The following is a 21,783-nucleotide window of genomic DNA, read 5'->3' as shown; positions in this document are numbered from 1 at the left end:
ATGCGTCACATCCTCTTTGTCTATGGGGCACTGCAGATGGGAGGCATCGAGACCTTCCTGGTTCGCGTGTCGCGCCGCCTGAGCGCTGCGGGGGTGCGCGTGACCGTGCTGCTGGCCTCCCGCAAGGGCGCCCCCGAACTGAGCGAGGAACTCGCGCGCTGGGCCAGCATCGTGTACCTGGAAGACCTGCACGTCTTCAAGGTGAAGGCCCTTCGTCGCCTGACGCTCTACCAGTTCTTCGCGCCGATCTCGCGCACCCGGGCCGAGGCACTGCTGGAAGACGTCGACCACATTCACTTCCTGGAGTCCTTCTCCATGCTCACGGCATGCCGGCTCGCCCGGCTGTGCGGGGGTCGCAAGGTGACCGGCGGCGTCTACTACCAATACGAGTTCGCGACGTGGGACATGCGCAGCTCCTATTTCGTGAATGCAGTGGCGCATACGTTGCGGCATGTCGTGCCTCCGCGGAACATGGTGTTCTTCAACGAGGCCTGCCGAAGCACCTATGCGCGCCATCTGGGACAGGACTATTCCGAGTCGGCCCTGCTGCCGATAGGGGTCGACCTCTCCCGTCTGGTTCGCCGGGATCCGGCACGTGCGCGCAAGGGTCGCGTCGTGTCGATTGGTCGCATCAATTCGTTCAAGACCTACAACTTCCAGTTTCCGCGCGCGGTGCAGGCCCTTGCCGCCAAGGGACTGCAGATCGAGTACCACGTCTATGGCGACGGTGACCGACGCCAGGCCCTGGAGGCACAGATCCGCGAGATGGGGTGCGAGCAGCAGATTCACCTGCATGGTCCGATCGAGTACGCCCGGCTGCCCGAGGTCCTCGAAGACGCCTGGCTGTTCGTCGGCAGCGGCACGGCCATCATCGAGGCGGCCGGCTGCGGTGTGCCTGCGTTGATCGGCGTCGAATCCGAACCGCAACCGCAGACCTACGGTTTCCTTCATTCGATGCCCGGCATCGACTACCAGGAAGCCGACATCGGATACGAAAAGCGCAGCTTTGCCGAGTTCTGCGAGCAGCTGCACGCCTTGTCCGACGAGGAATACGCGCAGGTCTGCGAACGCTCGGCGCGCAAGGCCGAGGAGTTCTCCATCGAACGCCTCATCGAGGGCTTCCTCGAGCTGGACAAGCGGGCCGGCGTCGTGAACGCCTCGGCTCCGTCCACGCGCAGCCTGCTGCTCTTCGCCAGCGCACTTGTCGATCGCCTTGCGCCGCGCGCACTGGGCACAGGCTTCTGGCGTCGCTACGAGGCCCGGCGCTGAAGCGCGGGCCCCCGGGATCTTTCATGCAGGTCGCCCAGCCCTCGCGTTCCTTTGCCCTCGCCATGGTGCTGCTCATCGCCACCTTGCTGGCGGCGCGCCCGATGGGGCTGGGGCTCGACGACGAGAACTACCTCGAGTACTTCAATGGCGCGCAGGAGATCCTCTCCCGCTACGAAGGACTCAGCTACGTCTTCAACGAGCCGCTGTGGCTGCTGCTGTGCTACTCGGCCAACGCCCTCCTGGGAGACGAGGGCGCCCTGCGATTCGTCATCTTTGCGAGTTCAGCATTCGCCGGAGTCGGCGTCGCGCGCATGAATCGCTGGAGCCTGCTGCCGATCGTGCTGTACTTTGCGCTGCCCACGAGCCTGAAGAACCATGTGGACCACCTGCGCCAGGGGTTCGCGCTTGGCTTGTATGTGTTCCTGTTCACCGCCGAAGGGCGATGGCGAACGCTGCGGTTCGCCACGCCGCTCGTGCATGCATCGTTCTGGGTGGTGATCGTGATCGACGTGCTGCTGGCCCGCTACTACGATCGTCACCCGGAACGCACACGCGTCGACGCCTTGAAGATCCTGCTGGTGTCCGCAGGAGTCTCGGTCGCGTTGTCCTTCGGGCTGGCGCAGGTCGCGGCGGCGCTCGGCTTCCGGCAGGCCGATGTGTACGACTTCCTCGCCTCCGAAGGCTCCGGGGCTGCATTCCTGAGCTGGCTCGTGTTGCTGCCGGTGCTGTTCGCGCTGGCCAACCGGCAGTACTTCGGCCCGTTTGCCGCCTTCCTCGGCTTCTATCTCGGCGGCTACTACTTCAGCCCCGTGGCCGCCCGCATCTTCGAGAACTCGTACTTCCTGCTCTGCTCGTCCGCACCCACGGCGTCACGCAGCAAGCGGCTGGTGTTCTGGGCGATCCTCATCGCGATGTGCATCGCCCTCGGCTTCACGGGCAGCCTGTATCCGCGCCTGCTGGGCATGTCCGCTGACTGAGGAGTCCTGGCATGACGAGCAGCCCCTCTCCATGAACGGTTCTTCCTGCTGATGAAAAAGATCTGCTTTGTGATCACCACCCTGTCCACGGGCGGGGCTGAGATGATGCTGCACAAGCTGCTGCAGAACATGGACCGCTCGGAGTTCGACCCGGTGGTGATTTCGCTCACGGACATGGGAGAGATCGGTCCGCGGATCCAGGCCCTGGGCATCCCGGTCATTGCACTGGGCCTGCGCAAGTCGCTGCCGAACCCCGTCGCGCTGTTCCGGCTCGTCGCGCAAATCCGGCGCTTCCTCCCCGATGTGGTCCACACCTGGATGTACCACCCGGACCTGCTGGGTGGCATTGCCGCGCGGCTGGCCGGCGTGCGGCGGGTCGCCTGGTGCCTTCACCAGGCGAACCTGTCAAAGATGGCCAACAAGCGGACGACGCTGATGATCATTCGCCTGTGCGCCCGCCTGTCGCGCCACCTCCCCGACCGCATCGTCTCGTGCTCGCAGCGGGCCCTGGACGCCCACGTGGAGATCGGCTACGACCGCTCTCGCAGCTGCGTCATCCCCAACGGTTTCGAGCTCGCCCGGTTCCGCCGGGACCCGCAGGCGCGCGAGTCGGTGAGATCCGAGCTGGGCATCAGCCAGGATGCCCCGATCGTCGGACTCTTTGGTCGACACGACGTGCAGAAGAACCACGCAGGGTTCATCGAGGCCGCGCGGCGCGTGCGTGATGCGATACCCCAGGTCCGGTTCGTGTTGGCCGGCGGTGGCGTGACCGCGGACAACCACGAGCTGACCGCCAAGGTGAGGTCCGTCGGCTTGTCCGACGCCACGCACCTGCTGGGGCGGCGAGACGACATGCCCCGCCTGATGGCCGCGATCGACGTGCTGGCCTCCTCGTCCTTCGGGGAAGCCTTTCCCAACGTCCTCGGCGAAGCCATGGCATGCGAGGTGCCTTGTGTCGCTACCGACGTAGGGGACTGTTCCGAGATCGTCGGCGACGCCGGGTACGTCGTGCCGTCGGGCGACATGGAGGCTCTTGCCAGCCGGCTCGTCGAGGTGATTCGGATGCCTCCGGAAAAGAGAAGCCTGCTCGGCGAGGCCGCCCGTCAGCGCATTGCGCAGCGCTTCGAGATCGGCCACGTCGTCAGGCAGTACGAGCAGGTATATCGATCGATGATTGAAGAGATCCGTTGATGTGCGGTTTTGCAGGCTTCCTTGTTCCGACAGGATTCGGCGCTGACGTTGCCCGCGCGACGGCAGCCCGCATGGGCGACGTCATCCGCCATCGCGGACCGGATGACGGCGGCATCTGGCTCGACGCAGCGGCCGGCATTGCGCTGAGCCACCGCCGGCTGGCGATCGTCGACCTGTCACCGGCCGGCCACCAGCCGATGTCCTCGGCCTCCGGCAGGCACGTCATCGCCTTCAACGGCGAGATCTACAACCACCTGGAGATGCGAGCCCGGCTGGAGGCTGAAGGCCTGGCCTGCGCATGGCGTGGTCACTCCGACACGGAGACGCTGTTGGCCGCGATCGACGCCTGGGGGTTGCAAGCCGCGCTGACGGCCGCGGTAGGCATGTTCGCCCTGGCCTTGTGGGACCGGCAACTGCGTACCTTGCATCTCGCGCGCGATCGTGCGGGTGAGAAGCCCCTCTACTTCGGCTGGCAAGGCGAAGGCCATGCGCGCGCACTGCTGTTCGGCTCCGAGCTGAAAGCACTGCGCGCGCACCCCGCGTTCGCCGCCGCCGTCGACCGTGACGCGTTGGTGCAGTTCATGCGCCACGGCTATGTGCCGGCTCCGCGATCCATCCACCGTGGAATTTCCAAGGTGATGCCCGGCATGGTGGTCACCATCGACGCGTCGGGTGCGGTGACGAGAAATGAAGCGTTCTGGTCCGCCACGCAGGCCATGCTCGACGGAACGGCAAACAGCCTGGTGCTGCCCGAGCAGGAAGCCGTCAACGAACTTGAACGCGTCCTGCGGTCTGCCGTGGCCGGACAGATGGTGGCCGATGTCCCACTGGGAGCCTTCCTCTCCGGCGGCATCGACTCCTCCACAGTCGTGGCACTCATGCAGGCCCAATCCTCGCGTCCCGTGCGGACGTTCTCGATCGGCTTCCATGAAGAGGGCTTCAACGAGGCGGAACATGCGAAGGCCGTCGCAGCCCACCTGGGCACCGACCACACGGAGCTCTACGTCACGGCACAACAAGCCATGGACGTCGTGCCCTTGCTGCCGTCGATGTACGACGAGCCGTTCGGCGACTCCTCGCAGATCCCCACCCGCCTGGTCTCCCATCTCGCCAAGCAGCATGTCACCGTCGCGCTGTCGGGCGATGCGGGCGACGAGCTCTTTGGCGGCTACAGCCGCTATGCGATCACCCAGCGCCTGTGGGGCAAGCTGAGCCGGATCCCGCTGCCGCTGCGGCGAGCCATCGCGAGTGCGTTGCGCAGCCTGCCCGAGACCGCATGGAACCGCCTTGCTGCCTTTGGGCCTGGAGGTCTGCGCGGCAGCAATGGCTACGCGCGCCTCGGCGAGAAGATCCACAAGGGTGCGCGTGCCATGTGCAGCCCTGCCCTCGATGCGCTCTATCTCGAGCTGGTGTCGCAGTGGTCGGACCCCGCCTCCCTGGTGCGTGGCGGCACCGAGCCTGCCACGGTGCTCACGCAGGCGGATCCGGCGCTCGCCTCGCTGGCGGGGGTGCCTCGCATGATGGCGCTGGACTTGTTGACCTACCTGCCGGACGACATCCTGGCCAAGGTGGATCGTGCCGCGATGTCGGTCTCGCTGGAGACTCGAGTGCCCATGCTCGACCATCGGGTCATCGAGTTCGCATGGCGCCTGCCCATGGAGCACAAGATCCGTGACGGCGTGTCGAAATGGGCCTTGAGGCAGGTGCTCTACCGCCATGTGCCCCGCGCCCTGCTCGAGCGGCCGAAGATGGGTTTTGGCGTGCCGATCGACCATTGGCTGCGTGGGCCGCTGCGCGACTGGGCCGAGGCGCTCCTGGATCCGCGGCAGCTCGAGGCGGGCGGGCTGCTCGACCCTGCGCCGGTGCGCCGCGCCTGGGCCGAGCACCTGCAAGGCGTGGCCAACCGCCAGCACCAGCTGTGGAACGTGCTGATGTTCCAGGCCTGGAAGCAGTCGGTGGATGCTGACCGGAACGCGCCTCGATGAGGATCCTCTACGTCGTCAACAACGCGGCCTTCTTCTGCTCGCACCGGCTGCCGCTGGCCCTGGCTGCGCGAGCCGCCTGCCATGAGGTGGCACTGGTCACAGGGCAGGCCGGCAGCCCCACGCTGGAAGCCGACGCATTGCAGCGGCTGGCAAGCCTGGGCATTCCTCACACCGCGACCGGCTTCCGCAGCGGCGGCCTGCACCCGTTCGCCGAGGCCAGGGGGCTGTTCGAACTGGCCCGCACGATGCGGCGCTGGCGGCCAGACCTGGTGCACTGCGCCTCGCCCAAGGGCCTGCTCTACGGCGGACTTGCGGCGCGCATGACCGGCTGTCCGGCCCTGGTGCTGGCGGTCTCCGGCATGGGCTCGCTGTTCACCGGCGAGGGCAGCACGCGCCTGATCTGGCTGCGCCGCGCTTACTCGGCCATCGTGCGCATTGCCTACGGGCACCCGCACCGCCGGGTGATCGTGCAGAACTCCGACGACTGGGCCCTGGTGTCGAAGGCCGGGCTGGCCAGTGAAGCTGATCTGCGGTTGATCCCGGGCTCAGGGGTTCCCCTGGGCCGCTACGTCGACCTGCCCCTGGAAGGGCGCCAGCAGATCGTGGTGCTGCCCGCCCGCCTGCTGAAGGACAAGGGCGTCGAGGAATTCGTCGAGGCGGCCCGCCGCATCCGGCAGTCGGGGAGCCCTTGGCGCTTCGTGCTCGTGGGCACTGCCGACTATGAAAATCCATCGGCCATACCGGAGTCCCGGGTCCGGGGCTGGGTCGACGAAGGCGTGGTCGAGTGGTGGGGGCACCGGACGGACATGGCCGAAGTGCTGGGCCAGGCACCGATAGTCTGCCTGCCCTCCTATCGCGAAGGCATGCCCAAGGCGCTGCTGGAGGCCGCCGCCGCCGGCTGCGCCGTCGTTACCACCGATGCAACAGGCTGCCGCGACGCGATCGAACCCGGCGTGACCGGCGACCTCGTGCCCGTGGCGGACGCGGTGCAACTCGCGGCCACCCTGCGACGGCTCATCGACGAGCCGGCGCGCCAGCGCGCCTATGGCGAGGCAGGACGCCATCTCGCTCGCCGGCGGTTCGACCTCGAGGCCGTCGTGAAGGCGACCCTGGCGATCTATGGCGAACTCCGTGGCTGAGCGGCTGCCGCTCCTCCGTTGCAGCCGCCGCGGCAGCCCCGGCACAATCGGCTCCGCCCTCTCACCTTCTCCCAAGCCATGTCCGTGAAGCCCCTCATCGTCATCCAGCTGAACGAGGTCAATTTCGACGTCGTCCGGCACTACGCCGGAAAGTACGACGACCTCCCGGCGTTCAAGAGCCTCCTGAACGACTTCCGCGCGCTGGAGACCTTTGGCGAGCAGCGTTACGAGGAGCTGGAACCCTGGATCCAGTGGGTTTCCGCGCAGACGGGAAAGACCTACGCGGAACACGGCGTCTTCCGGTTGGGCGACGTGGTCAACACGCCTGACAGCCTGGTACAGATCTTCGAGGTGCTGGAGTCCAAGGGCCTGCGTGTCGGCGCCATCTCGCCGATGAACGCCCGCAATCGCCTGCAGCGTCCGGCCTATTTCGTGCCGGATCCGTGGACCGATACGCCCTCGGACGGTTCAGGCTTCTCCCGCCGCCTCACCGAGATGCTGCGCCAGACCGTGAACGACAACGCCTCGGGCCGTATCACCAAGCGCTCCCTGTTCACGCTGGCCGAGGCCGTGCTGCGCAGCTTCCACTTCCGGGGCACGACCGACCTGCTTCGCCTGATCCGCGGCACGCGGCGCAAGCCCTGGACCAAGTCGCTCATCCTCGATCAGCTGATTCACCTCGTGCACCGGTCGCTCTGGCGGCGCGCCCGCCCGGACGTGTCTTTCGTGTTCCTCAACGCCGGGGCCCACATCCAGCATCACTACTTCTTCAACGCCGAAATCGACCGCAAGTCCTCGGCGAATCCGGCCTGGTATATCGCCCCCGAGGCCGATCCGGTGCGTGACATGCTGAAGGTGTACGACCGCATCCTGGGCGACTACCTGGCACTCACCCGCCAGGGCGTGCGGCTGATGGTCGCCACCGGCCTGACCCAGGTGCCCTACGACCGGGTGAAGTACTACTACCGGCTCAAGGAACATGCCCGCTTCCTCAGCCTTGCCGGCATCTCGTGCCAGCGGGTGCTGCCCCGCATGACGCGCGACTTCGAAGTGTTCTTCGACGACAACGCCCAGGCCCAGGCGGCCGCCGAAGCGTTGGGCGCCATGCGGATGGAGCGGACGGGGGCCGTGGTCTTCGGCGAGATCGAGCTGCGCGAGCGCGGCTTGTTCGCCACCCTCACCTACCCCGACGAGATCACGCCGGACGACGCCATCGTGACTGCGAACGGACGGATCGAGCGCTTCGGTGAACTGGTCGCCTTCGTCGCCATCAAGAACGGCATGCACAGCACCCGTGGATTCGCATTCGTCTCCCCGGACGTCCAGGAAGCCCTGCCCGCGCCCCCGGTGCACGTGGCCGAGCTGTTCAACCTGACCCAACGCCTCTCCATGTCCTGACCGCCGCGGAGGCAACACGACACAAGCTGTGCGGATCTTCCTTACAGCTCGTGTGACGCCTCCGATAAAGTGCAGGATTCATCAAGTTTTCAAAGTGAACGACATGCCGGCGAATACGCTTGGTCGCCGATTCCTGCGGATCGGCCAGCGACTCAGCCTCGCGTTGTGCGTGACGGGGCTTGCCGGTTGCGGCGGGGGCGGGGCCGACGGTCCGGCGCCCGTGAGCCTCGACTCGGTGTTTCCGGTTCGCGGCAGCGCCGCGGGGGGCACGAGGATCCAGCTGACCGGGCAGGGTTTCTCTTCCAGCACCCAGGTGAAGGTGGATGGGCAGGCCTGCGAAGACACCACGGCGCTCAGTTCTTCATCTCTCACGTGTGTGACCCCTGCCCATGAGCACGGGAGCGTGGACATCCAGGTGTTCAACTCGGACGGAGGGCTGGCCAGGCTCCCTGCCGCCTACACCTACCGCCCCAGCGGCAGCGACATCACGAGCTTCGGCATCCTGTCGGCAGCCCCCTTCAAAGGCATTTACCCAAGCCCATATTCCGCGAAGCTCGAATCGGTGATCACCGGGTTCGATCTCGCGACGGCAACGCGTTCCTGGGTCGTCAACGACAAGCCTTACAGCGAAGGCGACACCCTCACCCTGGAGGCCGGAAGCCATACGGTGAGCCTGACCGTGCGCGACGCAACCGGCGACAGCGACCGCGTGTCATACACCATCGTCGTCGGCGAGCCGACGGAGCCGAGCATCAGCCTCGAAACCGAGAGCGAGACGTTCACCCTCAGTCCCGGCACCTCGATCTCCGTGGTGAACACGGGCTTCCTCCCATTGCTCAACCCCAGGCTGGTCGGGGCGGGCAAGCCCGACTACGTGGACTGGCCCGGCTACCTGAACAGCCTCGCCCGGCTCGGCAACCTGCCGACGGATGCATCCGAAAGCAGCCGGGCAAGGCTGCTCGAGGCAGCCTGGAAGGACCTGTCCAACGCGACGGTTCACGTCTGCTCGCCCGGCCGGGAAGCAGAGAACATCTACGATCCCGTCCTGCTGGTGCGAGGCTATGGCTCCGAGTGCTGCTCGAATGCATCCCGGGCACTGGCCTACCTCGGATCCCTTCTCGACATCCCGGCTCGGGTGAGGACGACCGCGGCCCATGAGTTCCCGGAATTCACGGTGGGCGGCAGGATGTTCATCCTGGACCCGGACCTGCGCTTCCGATTCTGGGGGGAGGGCCAGCTACCCCTGAGCGCCTGGACCACCAACAGCACACCGGTGTCGCTTGAGAACGTGACCCGCTACACCGCGGAGACGCCCAAGGGCGAGTATTTCGAAGCCCAGCCTGGTGGGACCCTGCCGATCTGGAGTTCGACCCAACACCCCGAGCAGTCCATTCGTGCCTTCTACTTCTCGGGCATCGTCGGGGAATCCGTCTGGGGCTATCACGAGGCATTCTCGAACTCGAGCTACGTCCTCTACCCGAACGAGAAGATGGCCTTCCAGCAGTCCTCGGCCTATGTTCCGCTCCAGTGGCGCAACAGCGACGGCAGCACAGCGGATGGCAACCATGCACCTGCCGTCGGCAAGGTGGTGTTCAAGCGGGTCTGGTCTGCGAGCGGCCCACGAGCCTTCCAGGAGGACAGCGAAGGCAACCGGACGATCCCGCTGAATGACCTGCCCTATCCGATACAGGACCTGGTCTTTCACTTCAGCAAGCCGATCACTCCCGAGGACATGTGGCTGACCTCGGACGGCAATACCTGGCGCATCGGCGACTTCACCTCGAATACCTGGACGGTGTCGGCTCAACAACTGCGGGTTCTCCGCCACCTCTCGGACCTGACGGCCGTGGTCCCGCAAAGCCAGAACCTGGTGGCCGTGGACATCGGCATGCAGTTCAACCCTGGCATCTTCGGTGACCCCACCGGCGCCGTATCAGTGGACTACGCGGACGACAGCGGCACCTGCCAGCGCCAGTTGAGCGTCAACACCGCCGGCGGCATGAAGGAACTGGTCATCGGCTCTGCTCTCTGTGATCCACAGGGCCCGCAGAGGGTGGCAACCAGCTACAGCCTCCAAAGGGGCAAGCCGGGTGTGAGCGTGATCTCAGGCTATGGCAACTCCTACCAAGGCACCTGGGGGCTTGCCGCCGCAGCGGGCGTGCGGGCCTACGCCGAGATCTCGCTGCCGCGGACGCCTGGCCTCCCGGGAATGCTGCGGGCGACAAACGAGGGCCTTTTCGCCGATTGGCAGATCCACGACGGCATCAACTGGATTCCCCTCAGCGCGACCGACGTGGCGACCTCGCAGTGGATCACGCTGCCGGCCACTTCTTCGCCCACGACCCGCCTGCGGGCAACCCTTCGACAGGCGCCGGCCGCAAACAGTACCTATCTCAGCTACCTGAGCCTCATCGAAGGACGGGGCATGACGCGACTTCCCTTCGTCGGCGCGACGACCGATTAGCATCGGTGGCCATCGCAGCTCCCGGACAAGGATGGCCATGGACACGATTCGGTACACATTCGGCAGGCGGGATTGGCTGCTCGCCGCCTCGGCGCTGGCGTTGGCGCCCGCGGCGTGGGCAGCACCTGCCGCTTCGCCCGGCCCGAAGGTGCAGCTCAGCCAGTACGTGACCGAGCCCGGAGCCGACGACACGGACGCCTTTGTCGCGGCCCTCACGGCGGCAGTCGGTGGCACGCTCGTCGTGCCAGCCATCGAGTTGACGCTGCGACCGGTGACGGTGCCGTCCAACGTACGCATCGAATTGGCACCCGGCACGGTGCTGAAGGCCAAGTCGGGATTCGGTCCCAATGACCGCCTGCTCAACATCACCAATGCGACGAACGTGACCATCATGGGCAATGGCGCGACGGTGCAGATGCCAAAGGCCGAATACAAGGAAGGTGAGCAGCGCCACGGGGTGTTCATCTTCGGCAGCTCGGACGTGCAGATCCACGATCTGGTGTCGCGCGACAGCGGTGGCGATGGCTTCTACATCGGCCGCTCGGGCAAGCCCGGCACCCACAGCCGGCGCGTGTTGCTCAACAACTGCCGGGCGATCAACAACCGGCGCCAGGGTCTCTCGATCGTTTCCGGGGAGGACATCGAGGTGCGCGGTGGCATCTTCGAATCGACTGCCGGCACGGCGCCTCAGTACGGCATCGACATCGAGCCCAACAACAGCGATGACGTCATCCGCAACGTCCGGCTTCTCGGCGTCCGCACACGGAACAATCGAGGCGGGGGACTGCTCATCGTCCTGCAGTCGTACGCCAACCGCGCCGACGTCAGCGCAAGCGTCGAGGTGGTCGACTTCACCTCCGAGCAAGATGGCTTGCAGGGGGCCAGCGCGGGAATTCGCCTTGCCGGGTTCGGCGGAACATGGGGAAAGAGCGTCAGCGGCCAGGTGAAGATCCGCAACGCAAGGATCGTGAATCCAGGTCACTCGGGCATCCGTCTGGACCGCTGGGACGCGGACCGTGCCCCGCTGGTCCAGATCGACGACGTGGAAATCGTGAATCCGGGTTCTGCGAGCGCGGGCGCGCAGGCCCCCGAAGAGCGCAGCGGTCTCGTCATCTGGGCCTCGCATCTGGGCGGCGCCAATTTCGGCAACCTGCAAGCCAGCCGGGTCCGCGTGCGCGACACGCGCGGCCAGCAACTCACCTACAGCCCTGTCTACATCTACGGCACACCCGGCCAGAGCGGCGTGGGTCATGCGACCCGCATCACGTTGCGCGACTGCGTCGGCGTCGGTCTCAAGCCCACCAGCGGACGGGGGCACCTGGTCGCGGCCACCGACCTGGACGAATCGAGCGTGGAGTACTCGACCGAACAGGTGGCGAGCGACGTCCCGGCCGACGACGTGGTGGCGACCCGCTCGCTGGCCGGCTACACGATCACACAAGCCTCGGGCGCCGCGATCCGCCTGCCGCCCCAGGCCACGAACCGCGGCCTGACGTGGTCGTTCCGGCCGGCAGGCAGCGGGGCGCAACTCAGGCTCCGCCCCGACCCATCGGACCGGCTCAATGTCCCGGTCGATGCGACGGGCGACCTGGTGGTGCGGCCCTCGAAGCAAGGCCTGCGCGTGCGCATGGACCCGCAGGCCGGCCTGGTTTCGACGCAGGAGCGCTGAGGCCGCAGGGGCACTCTCAGGCCGAAAACTCCGGCACCAGTGCACGCAGCCGGTCGCGAATGACGAGATCGCCGTGCTCATGCGCGGCGCTCGCCAGCCACTCGCCGACGTCCCCTAGCGCAGCCCCCTGGTTCAGGCGTGCAATGCGCAGGCGCGGGTGCTGCGTGGGCAAGGTGCTGTCCGCATCCGCCAGCAGCTCCTCATACAGCTTCTCCCCCGGCCGCAGGCCGGAGAAGCTGATCGAGATCTCGTCCACCGTGTGACCGGCCATGCGGATCATGTCCCGGGCCAGGTCCACGATCTTCACCGGCTCGCCCATGTCGAGCACATACACCTGCCCCGTCTCGCCGATCGCCGCGGCCTGCAGCACCAGCCGCGCCGCCTCGGGAATCGTCATGAAGTAGCGGGTGATCTCCGGGTGCGTCACCGTCACCGGACCGCCCTTGGCGATCTGCTCCTTGAACTTCGGGATCACGCTGCCGCTGGAGCCCAGCACATTGCCGAAGCGCACGGCCATGAAGCGGGTCCTGAAGCCGCCCTGCGCCGCGAGCTGCGAAATGGCGATCTCGGCGGCGCGCTTGGTGGCCCCCATCACGTTGGTCGGGTTCACCGCCTTGTCGGTGCTGATGAGCACGAAGCGCTCCACGCCCGCCTCGCCTGCGGCCTTGGCCGCCAGGTAGGTCCCCAGCGTGTTGTTGCGCAGGGCCGCCCAGGCGTTTTCCTCTTCCATGAGCGGCACATGCTTGTAGGCGGCTGCATGAAAGACCACCTGCGGCTTGTAGCGCTCGAAGGTGAGGCGCAGGTGCTCGGCGTCCTTCACGTCGCCGATCAGCCGCACCAGCGGCAGGTGCGGGAAGGTCTCGCTCAGTTCCTGCTCGATGGAGTACAGCGCGAACTCGCTCAGCTCGTATAGCACGATGCGGCTCGGGCCATAGCGCGCCACCTGGCGGCACAGCTCGCTGCCGATGGAGCCGCCGGCGCCGGTGATCAGCACCGTCTTGCCGCTCAGCGTGCCGGAGATGCCGCCCTCGTCCAGCACCACGGGCTCGCGTCCCAGCAGGTCTTCAGGCTCGATGTCGCGCACATTGGCCACCTTGCGGCCTTCGCGCAGTTCTTCGGCCGACGGCACGGTGAGCACCGGCAGATGCGTCTGCGCCGCCAGGTCGAGCGCGCGCCGGCGCTCACTGCCGCTGGCCGAGGGCATGGCCACCACGACGTGGCTGATGCCATGCAGCGCAGCCCAGTGCGTGGCCGAGTCGAGCGGCCCCAGCACCGGCACGCCGTTCACCCGCGCCCCGCGCTTGGCCGGATCGTCGTCGAGCAGCCCCACCACCACCCAGCCCTGGTGCTGGACGCCGACGATCAGCAACCTGGCCGCGTCCCCCGCCCCCATCACCAGCGCGCGGCGGGTTTCCTGTGAGCTCCCGGTGATGCGCCCCCGCATGTGTTCGTAGAGCATGCGATAGGCAATGCGCACCATGCACAGGCCCATCAGGCTCACCACCGGGTGCAGCGCCAGCACTGCCCGGGGCACCTTGGTGAGCTGCACCATCAGCACCACCACAGCGCCCACCACGCCGGCGATGAAGCACGCCATGGTGAGGCGCTTCACCTCGCCGAAGCCTGAGAAGCGCCACATGCCTCGGGGCACGCCGAGCAGCATGAACACCGCCAGGTACAGCGCCACGAGCCCCAGCAGCACCCAGCCGTCATAGCCGGGCCGTGCGCTGATCCAGCGCTCGAAGCCCAGGCGGAACAGGTAGGTGATGTTCCACGCCGCCGCGATGACGCAAGCGTCGAGCAGCAGCGACAGGGGTTGGCGCCAGGGGCGGATGCGGGTGAGAAAGCCGTCGAGCTGTTGCCAGGCCATGGAGTCTTCTTGGGTCGTCAGCCGCTCACGAGCGTCTTGAGGGTGAGTCCGATGATGCGCAGGTCGGTCGCGAGCGACGCCTCGTCGACGTACTGCGCCGCATAGCGCAGCTTCTGGGGCATCACCACCTCGACGTACTCGCGCTCTGGGTCGGCCGCCTTCGCGAGCAGTTCGCTTTCGCGACGGAACTCCAGCGAGGCGAGGTCGGTGATGCCCGGCCGCACCGAGAGCACCTTCTCGCGCAGGGCCGCCGGGTATTGCGCCACGTAGCGCGGCACTTCGGGGCGCGGGCCGACGAGGCTCATGTCGCCGCGCAGTACATCGATGAGCTGCGGCAGCTCGTCGAGTTTGCTGTGGCGCAGCCACTGCCCTGCCCGGGTGATGCGCGGATCTGCGCCCACGGTGATCTGCCGGTGTGCAAGGCGCGGGTCGCTCACCATGGTGCGGAACTTGTGGATGCGGAACACCCGGCCATGGCGGCCCACGCGCTCCTGGCGGAAGAACACCGGCCCGGGCGAGTCCAGCCGGATCCACGCGGCCAGTGCGATGAACAGCGGCAGCAGAACCAGCAAGCCCATGCCCGCCAGCAGGATGTCCATCAAGCGCTTGGCCATCGCAACGCGAGGTTCATTCAGCCGCGCAGGGCTTCGCGCGCGGCCGCGGCCACCCGCTCGACGTCGGCGCCGGTCATGCGGGTGTACAGCGGCAGGCTCACCATGCGCTCGTAGGCATGCTGGCTGCGCGGAAACTGCTCCGGCGACAGCCCGTAGCGATCGCGCCAGTACGGGTGCTGGTGCAGCGGGATGTAGTGGACGCTGCAGCCGATGCCGGCGGCAAACAGCTTCTCGATGAAGACATCGCGCGACACCGCGGCGCCATCGGCCAGCCGCACGACGTAGAGGTGCCACGAGTGCACGTCGCCTTCGGCCGGCTGCGGCGGCAGCACCAGCGGCAGGCCGCTCAGTGCCTCGTCGTAGCGGGCGGCCAGCTCGGCGCGCTTGCGCTGGAAGGCATGCGCCCGCTTGAGCTGCTGCAGGCCCAGCGCAGCGGCGATGTCGGTGAGGTTGTACTTGAAGCCCGGCGCGACGATCTCGTAGTACCAGCTCGGCACCTTGGCGGTGAAGCGGTCGAACGCATCGCGGTTCATGCCGTGCAGGCGCATCACCTTGGCCCGCTTCGCGAGCTCGGGGTCGCGCGTGACCAGCATGCCGCCCTCGCCGGTGGTGATGGTCTTGTTGGCGTAGAAGCTGAACACCGTGGCGTCGCTTTGCAGCGTGCCCACCAGCCGGCCGCCCACCGTGGTGGGCAGCGCATGCGCGGCGTCTTCCACCACCTTGAGGCCGTGCTTGCGGGCGATGGCCAGGAGGGCCGGCATGTCGGCCGCAAGGCCGGCGTAGTGCACCGGCATGATGCACCTGGTGCGCGGCGTGATGGCGGCTTCCACCGCCTGGGGGTCGATGTTCAGCGTCGCCGGGTCGATGTCCACCAGCTTCACGTCGGCGCCGAGGTAGCGCACCACCTCGGCGGTGGCGGTGAAGGTGTGCGTGGTGGTGATGACCTCGTCGCCGGGGCCGATGCCTAGCGCCTCCAGTGCGAGGTGCAGCCCTGCGGTGGCCGAGTTGACGGCGATGGACTCGAGCGACGGATCGCCCAGGAACTCGGTGAACGCCTGCTCGAAGCGCTTCGCCTTGGGACCGGTGGTCACCCAGCCGGACTTGAGCGTGTCCACCACCTCGGCGATCTCTTCGTCACCGATCTCGGGCAGGGCAAAGGGAAGAAAGGGTTGGCTCATGTCGAGTCGATTCACAGGGACTTGCCGATCCAGCACAGCACGTGGCTGCGCAGCAGCGGCACGGTGTTGGCGGCAGTGTAGAGCGCGGGGTGCAGCCGGCACAGCGCGCGGGCCAGCGGCGGCGCCAGCGTGACGCGCCGCGCGCGCAGCCGCGCCTGCGGGAAGAGCTCACGCACCCGCGAGAGCGGCACACCGCGCACGTCGGGATTGCGGGGGTTGTCGAAGGTGAAGTCGTACCAAAGCACGCCGCCGCCCGGCTTGACCCAGCGCCACATCGCATCGGCGAGCGCCTGCTGGAAGCTCTTGTCCAGCAGCGAAGAGAAGACGGTGGCCTGCAGCACCACGTCCTGGCTTGCGGGCTCGACGCCGGCGGTCGTCGCATCGCCGAGATGCAGGGTCACCGCAGCCGGCAGCACGGCTCGCGCCTGCGCATGGCGCTGCGGCAGCAACTCGATGCCGGTGAGGCCTTCCGGCATGAAGCCGAAGCGCAACAGCTCCAGCAGGTTGCCGCCTGCGCCGCAGCCGACTTCGGTGGCGCGGCGCGCCGACAGGTCATGCCAGCCCAGCGACGCGAACAGCTTCAGCATGGCGCGCTGTCGCTCCTGCACCGTCTGCCAGACGTCGGGCTTGAGCAGGCTGTAGCGATCGCCTGCCATGGCAGCGCGGCGCGCATAGCGCTCTGCCACGGCCCGGGTTTCTTCGTGCGGCGAGCTCATGGCTGCGCGGCGCATGCCTGCAGGAAGCGCTGCGCCAGGACCGGGTAGGTGTGGTGTGCCAGCACGAACGCCCGGCCGCGTTGGCCCATCTCGCGGCGTTGGCCGTCGCTCATGGCCGCCAGCCTTCGCAGGCCTTCGGCCACTGCCTGCGGCGACTCGGGCGCCACCGTCACGCCGCAGCCCGCCTCGGCCACCGGGTCGTTGCCCGCCTCCACCGAATGCAGCACCGGCACCGAAGCCATCATGTAGTCCATGAGCTTGTTGGGTGCGATGCCGAAGCGGTAGATCGGCACGCGCTGCCAGCCGATGTAGGCCATGTCGATGGCGGCGAGGAAGCTCGGGATCTGGGCCTTGGGAATGGGCGTGAGCATGGTCACGTTCGCCAGCCCTTCGCGCTGCACACGCTGCGCCAGGCGCTGCTTCTCATGGCCGTCGCCCACCATCACGATCTGCAGCGGCGCGTCGCGCAGCAGCGCCGCCGCATCGAGCAGGGTGTCCAGCGCGTTGGGCAGGCCGTGCGAGCCGGCATAGCCCACCACCTTGCGGCCGGCGTCGCGTGCGACCCGCAGCGCGGCCTCCACATCGGAGCGCAGGGGCTGCGGCTCGCCTTGCCATTCGTCGAGCGTGATGCCGTTGGGCACGATGGCGAGCTTGTGCAGGGCCAGCCCGCGCGAGGCCATGTAGTCGTGCACCTTGGGCAGCATGGACACCACCACGTCGGCCGTCCGGTAGGCCGTGTCTTCGGCGTATTGGCACAGCATGATGAACGGGTGCCGCCTCGACATGCCCGACAGCTCGATCGGCGACAGCGGCCACAGGTCGTGCACCTCGTACACCAGCCTGGCGCCGGCCTTGCGCGCGATGCGGCGCGCCACCCAGATGTCCATCGGGTAGGTGCTGGAGGCGATCACCAGGTCGGGCCGCATGTCGCGCACGAGGGTGCCGGCCGCAGCCCACACACGGCGCAGGAAGGCCCAGATGTTCTTCACGCGGCCCAGCCCGTTGCCCTGGTAGGGCGGGGTCGGGAACCATCGGTAGTCGATGCCGTCGATGGCCTCGGCCTTCGGCTGGTCGCCCACTTCCGGCTGGCGCGCCCGCACGTGCGAATAGCTGGCGGCCACCATCGTCACCCGGTGCCCGGCGCGCACCCATTCGCGGGCCAGGTAGTACGGGCGGTACTCCATGCCGAGTGCGGGGCTGCCGGCGTAGTGGTTGAGGTAAAGGATGTTCATGCCGGCCCCCCGGGCGCGGCCTCGCGCAGGCGGGCGAGCAGCCGGGCGATGGCGGGGGCGAACAGGCCGTGTTGCTGCACCCACGCCCGGTTGTCCCTGGCGATGGTCTGGGCCCTGCCCAGCAGCACCTCGAGGTCGGGCAGCGCCGCCAGCTCCGCATCGCGCAGGATCAGGCCGTTGCGCCCGGGTTCCACCAGTTCGCGGTTGGCCGGCAGGTCCGACAGCAGCGGGATGCAGCCATGCCCCATGGCCTCGAGCACCGACACGGCCACCGAGTCGCTTTCGGGCAGGCTCAGGTACCACTGCGCGCGGGCGTAGTGGCGCTCCTGCTCGGCCGCCGCCAGCCGCCCCACGAACTGCACCCGGCCGGCCAGGCCCTGCGCCTGCACCCAGGCTTCGAGCGCGGCACGCAGCGAGCCGTCATTGGCCACCACCAGCTTCGCAGCCGGCTGAACGGCTGCCACCGCGGCAAACGCTTCGAGCACACGCTGCGGGCGGTACAGCGGCTCCAGCCCGCGGTTGGCATAGAAGAGCCAGGGCTGCTTGCCGGGCGAAGGCGGCGGCAGGCGCTCCAGGCCGAACGGGAAGACCATCACCTCCTTCGCGCCCAGCTCGCGCATGCATTGCGCCATGTGCTGCGAATCGCTGGTCGACAGATCGCAGGCCTGCAGCACCTGGCGGGTGAGCCAGCGGTACACGCCGTGCCGTTGCGGCGTGAGCAGGATGTCGCTGCCCCAGGCCGAGCCGACGAGGCGGCCGCGCAGGCGCCAGCCGCGCCGCGCGGCCCAGGCCAGCGTGCCGTGCGAGGTGAGGTAGTGCGGGTTGATCCAGTCGGCGTCGGCCCGCTGCAGGAAGCGCCCGAGCGCGGGCAGCTTGAGCATCAGGCCGAAGTTGTCGCCGGCGTGGGCCGGCTCGGCGCCCAGGGCGAGCTGCCGGTGCAGCGGCAGCAGCGTGGCGAACTCCGGCAGGAAGTTGCGGCTGGAGGCGACCCAGAGCTCCACATGCGGCTGCAGGGCACGGGCCCACTTCAGCAGGTGCGGGCTTTCGCCGTCGCCGACCAGGGCGTAGCGCAGGCGGGTGCTGGCCATCAGCGCTCCCCTGCCCACTCGTCGTAGAGCGCGCGCAGCTCGGGGTGCCGCGCCAGCAGGGCTTCGTCCTTCGCCCGCGAATCGCCCACCACCTGCGCCGGGCTGCCGGCCAGTACGGCGAAGTCCGCAAACTCGCCGCGCACCACGCTGCCGGCCCTCACGATGGTGCCGCGACCGAGCCAGGAACCGGCTTCGATGACCGAATGCGGGCCGATGAAGCTGTAGGCGCCGATGCGCACCGGCCCGGCCACCCAGCCGGGCGGGATGGGGCCGGCGCCACCGGTCGCATACGCACGGCCGAGCAGCCGCATCGCGCGGTGCGAGCTGTGCGTGACGATGGCGACGTGGCTCGTGATCTGCACGCCTTCTTCGAGCGTGACGCCGCCGCTGGCCTCGATGTAGTTGAACGGGCCGATGTAGACGTGGTCGGCCAGCACGAGACGCTCTTCATGCTCGATGAAGGTGGAGGGCGAGATGCGTGCGTGCGGAAGCAGCCGGCCCTGTGAGCCCTCGCCGAAGACCATGCGAAACAGCAGCCCGCGCGCGAGGCGGCGGCGCCAGCGGTTGAGAGCGGCCCGCAGCGAGACGTTCACCCAGGCTCCCCTGCCTGGGGCGGCACCGCGAGCGGCCAGGTGGCGAGCTTCCAGAAGTACCAGCCGAAGTACAGCAGCGTGGCGGCCGACACGCCCCAGCCCGCGCCCTGCAGACCGCCCGTCCAGAGGCCGGCGGCCAGGCCGGCCAGGAACATGAGCTGGCCGAGCATCGAGTAGCGCAAGGCCCATCCCTGCGCGTTCCAGGCCATCGTCACCACCGCGAGCGGCGACGCGACGAAGTGCACGCCGATGTAGAGCGCAAGGCCTCGCGCCAGATCGCCGGCTGCCCGCCATTCCTCGCCGAAGAGCCGGGCAAAGGCCCAGGGCCCGGCGAGCCACAACGCAAGCACCAGCGGCGCCGCGATGAGGCCGAGCATCAGCATGACCCGCACGACGTCGGCGCGAGCAGCTGCGGTGGCCAGCCCTTGCGACTGCGCGAGACGCGGGTACAGCGCCTGCGACACCGCACTGCCCACCAGCGTGGCCGGCGCCTTGAGGTAGCGCAGCGTGAGCCCCCAGAAGCCGGCGGCCGGCGCCCCGGCCATGGCCGCGATGAGCGAAAGCGACAGCGTGTCGAGCAGCGCGCCGTTGAAGGCGTGCGGCGTGTTCAGCAACGGGAAGCTGCGGTGCTGCCGCGCCGCCGCGAGCAATTGCGCCCGCGGCACCTGCCACCAGGCCGCCAGCCGCAGGCGCGCCTGCGCCATGAGCAGCAGCACCGCCGCGCCGGCAGCGGCGAGGGGCGCCACGATCAGGCCGGCGAGCCCCGCCTGGGCCACGCCCGCGGCCGCCTGCGCCAGGGCGCCCCCGCCGTGCTGCACCACGCGGCTCGCCGCCAGCGCCTTGAAGCGCTGCTCGCGCGTGGCGAGCAGCGTGGCCACCGACATGGCGCCCAGCGCCAGCACGGCGACCGGCAGCCACAACACCCAGGTTGCGCCGGTCCGTGCCCACCACACGACCGCGCCCGCCGCGCACAGGAGGGTGGTCAGCAGCAGCAGCCAAGCCGACAACGCCAGGAGGGACCGGCCCTCGTTGTCGTCGCGCGCCAGCGGCAGCGCGAACTCGTAGCGCGCACACGCGACCACCGCCGCATTGGTGGCCACCGCCATGAACAGGTGGTACAGGCCGAAATCCTGCGGCGTGTAGAGCCGCGTCAGCAGCGGCCCCAGCAGCAGCGGCAGCAACTGCGCCAGAGCGCCGCCGGCCAGCAGCGTGAGCACCGCTCGCAGCAGCCCGGGTGGCGAACCTGTGTCGGCTGCGGGTGCGTGCATCAGGGCTGGTGTCGCCATGCCGGAGGGTCAGGCCGCCAGCGCCCGGCGCAGCGCCACGAGCACCCGGTCCTGATCGGTCGTGGACAGGTCCGCGCTCATCGGCAGACTCAGCACGCGCTCGGCCGCCGTCTCGCTGTGCGGAAGGTTGCGAGCCGGTGCGAAGCCCCTGTAGGCCGGCTGGCGATGCAGCGGCTTCGGGTAGTGCACTGCAGTCGGGATGCCGGCGTCCTGCAGGGCGGCCTGCACACGTGCGCGGTCGGGCACCAGCACGGTGTACTGGCCCCAGACGCAGTTGCGGTCCGGCCGCACCGCCAGTCGCTGGACGCCGGGCACGGCGGCCAGCAGCTCGTGGTAGCGCGCACCGATGGCCAGCCGCTGCTGCAGCTCCCATTCGAAGCGCTCCAGCTTGGCCAGCACCACCGCACACTGCAGCGTGTCCATGCGCCCGCCGACGCCGACACGCGTGTGCGTGTAACGGGCGCTCTGACCGTGCACCCGCAGCTCGCGGCAGGCCTGCGCCAATTCGTCGTCATTGGTGAAGACGGCGCCGCCATCGCCATAACAGCCCAGCGGCTTGCTGGGAAAGAAGCTGGTGCAGCCGAAGGTGGACAGATTGCAGCTGCGACGACCCTGGTAGGTGGCCCCGAAGCTCTGCGCGGCATCTTCGATCACCGACAGGCCGTGGCGGGACGCAACGGCGTTGATGGCTTCCATGTCGGCCACCTGGCCGTACAGGCTCACCGGCATGATGGCGCGCGTGCGCGGCGTGATAGCGGCCTCGATGAGGCTCGCATCGATGTTGCAGGTGTCGGGTTCGATGTCCACGAACACCGGCCAGCCGCCCAGCAGCACGATCATCTCGGCGGTGGCGGCAAAGGTGAACGGGGTGGTGATGACCTCGTCGCCGGGCTTCAGGTCCAGTGCCAGCAGCGAGATCAGCAAGGCTTCCGTGCCGCTGGCCACGGTGATGCAGTGACGGGCGCCGGTGTATGCCTGGAGCGCCTCCTCGAGTTCGCGGACCTCCGGCCCCATGATGTACTGGCCATGGTCGAGAACCCGCTGGATGCGCGCGTCGATGGACGTCTTCAGGGCCGCGTACTGCGACTTGAGGTCGATGAATTGCATGGGGGGC

17 protein-coding genes are annotated in these 21,783 nt (G+C 68.2%); 8 read left to right on the top strand and 9 right to left on the bottom strand.

Annotated features, from left to right (window positions below; genetic code table 11):
* From E8D38_RS16190 to E8D38_RS16155, 8 genes are all read left to right on the top strand, one after another.
* Window positions 1–1,269, top strand: coding sequence for a glycosyltransferase family 4 protein (locus E8D38_RS16190; RefSeq protein WP_140632999.1), 1,269 nt, complete (start codon window positions 1–3; stop codon window positions 1,267–1,269).
* 23 nt (window positions 1,270–1,292) lie between these two features.
* On the top strand, window positions 1,293–2,246 hold the full coding sequence (locus E8D38_RS16185) for an EpsG family protein (protein ID WP_140632996.1): 954 nt from the start codon (window positions 1,293–1,295) through the stop codon (window positions 2,244–2,246).
* Between the two features lie 51 nt (window positions 2,247–2,297).
* Window positions 2,298–3,437, top strand: a complete 1,140-nt coding sequence (locus tag E8D38_RS16180; protein WP_140632993.1) for a glycosyltransferase family 4 protein — start codon at window positions 2,298–2,300, stop codon at window positions 3,435–3,437.
* Window positions 3,437–5,422 (top strand): asparagine synthase (glutamine-hydrolyzing), encoded by a 1,986-nt coding sequence (gene asnB, locus E8D38_RS16175; RefSeq protein WP_140632990.1) that lies wholly within the window; start codon window positions 3,437–3,439, stop codon window positions 5,420–5,422. The genes E8D38_RS16180 and asnB overlap by 1 nt, the downstream gene beginning before the upstream one ends.
* Window positions 5,419–6,561 carry a glycosyltransferase family 4 protein gene (locus E8D38_RS16170; RefSeq protein ID WP_140632987.1) on the top strand — a complete coding sequence of 381 codons (1,143 nt, stop codon included), beginning with the start codon at window positions 5,419–5,421 and terminating at the stop codon, window positions 6,559–6,561. Before asnB ends, E8D38_RS16170 begins: the two co-directional genes overlap by 4 nt.
* 18 nt (window positions 6,562–6,579) lie before the next feature.
* Window positions 6,580–7,959, top strand: a complete 1,380-nt coding sequence (locus E8D38_RS16165; protein ID WP_140632984.1) for a hypothetical protein — start codon at window positions 6,580–6,582, stop codon at window positions 7,957–7,959.
* Window positions 7,960–8,062: 103 nt separating this feature from the next.
* Window positions 8,063–10,423, top strand: coding sequence for an IPT/TIG domain-containing protein (locus tag E8D38_RS16160; protein WP_246099530.1), 2,361 nt, complete (start codon window positions 8,063–8,065; stop codon window positions 10,421–10,423).
* A 37-nt stretch (window positions 10,424–10,460) separates the two neighbouring features.
* Window positions 10,461–12,092 (top strand): right-handed parallel beta-helix repeat-containing protein, encoded by a 1,632-nt coding sequence (locus E8D38_RS16155; protein WP_181179176.1) that lies wholly within the window; start codon window positions 10,461–10,463, stop codon window positions 12,090–12,092.
* Window positions 12,093–12,108: 16 nt separating this feature from the next.
* On the opposite strand, the gene E8D38_RS16150 is transcribed toward E8D38_RS16155, so the two are convergent.
* The 9 genes from E8D38_RS16150 to E8D38_RS16110 are packed head-to-tail and all read right to left on the bottom strand — an operon-like array spanning window position 12,109 to window position 21,776.
* Window positions 12,109–13,962: a polysaccharide biosynthesis protein gene (locus E8D38_RS16150; protein ID WP_140632975.1), complete on the bottom strand. Its 1,854-nt coding sequence runs from the start codon at window positions 13,960–13,962 to the stop codon at window positions 12,109–12,111.
* Window positions 13,963–13,979: 17 nt separating this feature from the next.
* Window positions 13,980–14,576, bottom strand: coding sequence for a sugar transferase (locus E8D38_RS16145; protein WP_140632972.1), 597 nt, complete (start codon window positions 14,574–14,576; stop codon window positions 13,980–13,982).
* Between the two features lie 17 nt (window positions 14,577–14,593).
* A complete protein-coding gene (locus E8D38_RS16140) occupies window positions 14,594–15,754 on the bottom strand; it encodes a DegT/DnrJ/EryC1/StrS family aminotransferase (RefSeq protein WP_181179175.1) in 1,161 nt (386 codons plus the stop codon).
* A gap of 11 nt (window positions 15,755–15,765) precedes the next feature.
* Window positions 15,766–16,470, bottom strand: a complete 705-nt coding sequence (locus E8D38_RS16135; protein ID WP_140632966.1) for a class I SAM-dependent methyltransferase — start codon at window positions 16,468–16,470, stop codon at window positions 15,766–15,768.
* Window positions 16,467–17,702, bottom strand: coding sequence for a glycosyltransferase family 4 protein (locus E8D38_RS16130; protein ID WP_140632963.1), 1,236 nt, complete (start codon window positions 17,700–17,702; stop codon window positions 16,467–16,469). The genes E8D38_RS16135 and E8D38_RS16130 overlap by 4 nt, the downstream gene beginning before the upstream one ends.
* Window positions 17,699–18,790 carry a glycosyltransferase gene (locus E8D38_RS16125; protein WP_140632960.1) on the bottom strand — a complete coding sequence of 364 codons (1,092 nt, stop codon included), beginning with the start codon at window positions 18,788–18,790 and terminating at the stop codon, window positions 17,699–17,701. Before E8D38_RS16125 ends, E8D38_RS16130 begins: the two co-directional genes overlap by 4 nt.
* The gene (locus tag E8D38_RS16120; protein ID WP_140633135.1) at window positions 18,790–19,371 is read right to left on the bottom strand and encodes an acyltransferase; all 582 of its coding nucleotides are present in this window, start codon (window positions 19,369–19,371) and stop codon (window positions 18,790–18,792) included. The genes E8D38_RS16125 and E8D38_RS16120 overlap by 1 nt, the downstream gene beginning before the upstream one ends.
* Before the next feature lie 8 nt (window positions 19,372–19,379).
* Window positions 19,380–20,651, bottom strand: a complete 1,272-nt coding sequence (locus tag E8D38_RS16115) for a lipopolysaccharide biosynthesis protein (RefSeq protein ID WP_140632957.1) — start codon at window positions 20,649–20,651, stop codon at window positions 19,380–19,382.
* A 27-nt stretch (window positions 20,652–20,678) separates the two neighbouring features.
* Entirely contained in the window at window positions 20,679–21,776 is a 1,098-nt protein-coding gene (locus tag E8D38_RS16110) for a DegT/DnrJ/EryC1/StrS family aminotransferase (protein WP_140632954.1), read from the bottom strand.
* Window positions 21,777–21,783: the final 7 nt, after the last annotated feature.

Origin of the sequence: Methylibium rhizosphaerae (assembly GCF_006386545.1) — a bacterium.
In the GTDB taxonomy this organism is placed as follows: Bacteria; Pseudomonadota; Gammaproteobacteria; order Burkholderiales; family Burkholderiaceae_C; genus Pseudorivibacter; species Pseudorivibacter rhizosphaerae.
This window is presented reverse-complemented; position numbering and strand designations above follow the sequence as displayed.

Coding starts and splice junctions, on each gene's coding strand:
- asnB (WP_140632990.1), top strand. CDS start 3,437: ATGTGCGGTTTTGCAGGCTTCCTTGTTCCGACAGGATTCGGCGCTGAC.
- E8D38_RS16125 (WP_140632960.1), bottom strand. CDS start 18,790: ATGGCCAGCACCCGCCTGCGCTACGCCCTGGTCGGCGACGGCGAAAGC.
- E8D38_RS16160 (WP_246099530.1), top strand. CDS start 8,063: ATGCCGGCGAATACGCTTGGTCGCCGATTCCTGCGGATCGGCCAGCGA.
- E8D38_RS16150 (WP_140632975.1), bottom strand. CDS start 13,962: ATGGCCTGGCAACAGCTCGACGGCTTTCTCACCCGCATCCGCCCCTGG.
- E8D38_RS16110 (WP_140632954.1), bottom strand. CDS start 21,776: ATGCAATTCATCGACCTCAAGTCGCAGTACGCGGCCCTGAAGACGTCC.
- E8D38_RS16185 (WP_140632996.1), top strand. CDS start 1,293: ATGCAGGTCGCCCAGCCCTCGCGTTCCTTTGCCCTCGCCATGGTGCTG.
- E8D38_RS16130 (WP_140632963.1), bottom strand. CDS start 17,702: ATGAACATCCTTTACCTCAACCACTACGCCGGCAGCCCCGCACTCGGC.
- E8D38_RS16190 (WP_140632999.1), top strand. CDS start 1: ATGCGTCACATCCTCTTTGTCTATGGGGCACTGCAGATGGGAGGCATC.
- E8D38_RS16115 (WP_140632957.1), bottom strand. CDS start 20,651: ATGCACGCACCCGCAGCCGACACAGGTTCGCCACCCGGGCTGCTGCGA.
- E8D38_RS16180 (WP_140632993.1), top strand. CDS start 2,298: ATGAAAAAGATCTGCTTTGTGATCACCACCCTGTCCACGGGCGGGGCT.
- E8D38_RS16135 (WP_140632966.1), bottom strand. CDS start 16,470: ATGAGCTCGCCGCACGAAGAAACCCGGGCCGTGGCAGAGCGCTATGCG.
- E8D38_RS16140 (WP_181179175.1), bottom strand. CDS start 15,754: ATGAGCCAACCCTTTCTTCCCTTTGCCCTGCCCGAGATCGGTGACGAA.
- E8D38_RS16170 (WP_140632987.1), top strand. CDS start 5,419: ATGAGGATCCTCTACGTCGTCAACAACGCGGCCTTCTTCTGCTCGCAC.
- E8D38_RS16145 (WP_140632972.1), bottom strand. CDS start 14,576: ATGGCCAAGCGCTTGATGGACATCCTGCTGGCGGGCATGGGCTTGCTG.
- E8D38_RS16155 (WP_181179176.1), top strand. CDS start 10,461: ATGGACACGATTCGGTACACATTCGGCAGGCGGGATTGGCTGCTCGCC.